The organism is Pantoea sp. CTOTU49201 (assembly GCF_032054795.1).
GTDB lineage: Bacteria > Pseudomonadota > Gammaproteobacteria > Enterobacterales > Enterobacteriaceae > Pantoea > Pantoea symbiotica.
Genome location: NZ_DAMBSA010000547.1, coordinates 1 through 2,400 on the forward strand (window position 1 = coordinate 1; position 2,400 = coordinate 2,400).

Genomic DNA, 2,400 nt, shown 5'->3' on the forward strand with positions numbered 1-2,400 from the left:
AAAGTGCATGCGCAGTGAAGCCACACTTTTGGCAACGATAACGCGGCTTAGTGCGGATTTGCTCACCAACCATATCGCGCAGCACCATCAAGCTCTCTTTCGCGCGTCCGTCTTCCGCTTCGTGTAAGTGGTAGTCCATTAAACGATGGAACACGCGCATGGTTGGATGACGTTGTAACTGGCGATTGATATACAGCTGTGCCGCTTCCGGGCCCTGCTGCTGCTCGAGAATATCGGAGAGATAAAGCTCTGCTGCGGCGCCGGTATTTTCATCGACACAGCGTTGTAAGAATTGCGCCCAGTTTTCAGGCTGGTTCAGCCGCTGATAGCAGGTTTCCAGCATCGGTAAGGTTTCACTCACCAGCTCTTTATCCTGCTCGAGTACGCGCTGCAGTCGGCTGGCGGCTTTCGCATACTCGCCCTGCTCCATCAAAATGCGGCCCATCATGATGGAGACGCGCGCACTTTGATGATCGGCTGACTCGCCCTTCTTCAACAAACTCATCGCCCGATCAAGGTCGTCGCTGCTTAATGCCTGCAACGCCAGCTCACAGTAGAAATGGGCAATTTCGCCTTTCTGTTTGTCTTTGCCGAGCTTAACCAACTTTTCCGCCACTTCGATGGCTTTTTGCCAGTCGCTGGTTGCCTGATGAATCAACAACAATTGCTGGAGCGCACCGATACGGAAATCGGTCTCTTCCACTAGTTGCCCGAACATATCTTCGGCACGATCGTACAATCCCGCCGCCATGTAATCACGCCCGAGTTGCTGGATCGCCAGTAAGCGCTGCTCGTAGCTGAGCGACGCGCTTTCCATCAAAGATTGGTGAATGCGAATGGCGCGATCAACTTCACCGCGCGAACGGAACAGGTTGCCGAGCGTCAGATGTGCTTCAACCGTGCCGCTGTCCTCTTTCAACATGTCGAGAAAGAGATCAACCGCTTTGTCCTGTTGATTGGAGAGCAGGAAATTAACCCCAGTCACATAATCACGCGACAGGCGGTTCGCTTCCTGTTGCTTATCCTGATGTGCACTGCGGCGGCCCATATACCAGCCATACGCCGCAGCAACAGGAAGAAGCAGAAACAGCAATTCAAGCATCGAAAATTAATCCCGACGGCTGGCAGTTGGTGATGTGGTCACTGCGGTTGATTGTTCATTCTGTGCCTGCATACGTTTAACTTTACGCTGCGCATTAGCCAGCGAAACCCGTAAGCGTAACCAGAACAGGCCACAAATTGCCCATCCCAGCAGGAATCCAGCGCCAAACAAGCTGGCGAGCAGTGTTGAAATGCGGAATTCGCCCTGCGCTAGCAGATAGTTAAAGGTGATGACTTGGTCGTTATGCGCTCCGAGCGTGACGGAGATGATGAAAATGACCAATACCACGAGAAAAATAAGCAAATATTTCACAATGCGTCCTGTCGAGAGGTTATCCAATAGAAGTATGCCAAAAAACCGCCGTCGATGCTGCTTATCCCCACATCTGATAGCGCTTTTTTCTGCAAGCACAATCAATCATATGGGGACGAATAGCGTAATTACAATCCATCATCACGTTGCGCGATCTCACGATGCTCTTCCGGCGGGATGGTGAGCGGGCCGCAGAAACGCTGCGCAAGTAAAGTGGCAACGGTGACCAACAACCAGGATATCAGCGTTGCCATCACTAAATCACGCGGCCAGTGCATTCCTAACACTAACCGGCTGCCCATCACCGCGGTAGCCCAAACAAATAATACAGCAACCGTGGCGAAATGGCGGCGCGGCCATAATAAGCCGATTGCTAACAGCGCCCAGCTGGCGGCAAACATGGTGTGCCCAGACGGGAACGCATAGCCGGTTTCAAACGCCCAGTGATTCTTCAACCATTGCGGCAGCTGGGTATCGTTGGCCAGCAAAGTTGCGACCATTTCGCCACGCTGCTGACGATGCAGCTGATAAAACTCATCACCGTTAATGCCATGACTTTTTTCTAGCCAGATGACATACGGGCGCGGTTCCTGCACCTGCTCTTTGATTGTGGATTTGGTGTACTGACCGGCAAGAATTGCGCCGTTCATAATAAGGATGAGCAGAATCGCGGGTTTAAGCCGAAAGCGTAAACACCACAACACCCAGGCGCTGAGGATGATACTGGTGAGAATGCCCCACGGATTGGTGACGGTTTCCGTCATCCAAAACAACACGCGAAGTAGATTGCCACTTTCCCCTGGTTGCCATTGCCAGTTGGATATCCATACGCCCAACGGCATGAGCAACAATAAAAACGCCCCTAAAGTGGTGCGCTGAATGATTTTTAACATTCGCTTCCTTTTAGATCCGCATTACTACGTGCGTTGTGCATAACTTTAGCTGAAAAAAGAATAACATACCTATTGCGGCTTGGATAATTGTGC

Annotated in this window: 3 protein-coding genes; all 3 read right to left on the reverse strand. The window is 51.6% G+C overall.

What is annotated here, in order from left to right; genetic code table 11:
• On the reverse strand, positions 1-1,102 hold a 1,102-nt coding region (gene lapB / locus RTY00_RS23555), incomplete at its 3' end, for a lipopolysaccharide assembly protein LapB (protein WP_312666577.1).
• A gap of 6 nt (positions 1,103-1,108) precedes the next feature.
• Positions 1,109-1,414: a LapA family protein gene (locus RTY00_RS23560; protein ID WP_312666578.1), complete on the reverse strand. Its 306-nt coding sequence runs from the start codon at positions 1,412-1,414 to the stop codon at positions 1,109-1,111.
• A gap of 128 nt (positions 1,415-1,542) precedes the next feature.
• A complete protein-coding gene (pgpB, locus tag RTY00_RS23565; RefSeq protein WP_008106519.1) occupies positions 1,543-2,307 on the reverse strand; it encodes a phosphatidylglycerophosphatase B in 765 nt (254 codons plus the stop codon).
• Between the last annotated feature and the right edge of the window lie 93 nt (positions 2,308-2,400).

What these genes read in the sequence shown, in the direction of transcription:
- pgpB (WP_008106519.1), bottom strand. Translation starts at nt 2,307, where the DNA reads ATGTTAAAAATCATTCAGCGCACCACTTTAGGGGCGTTTTTATTGTTG.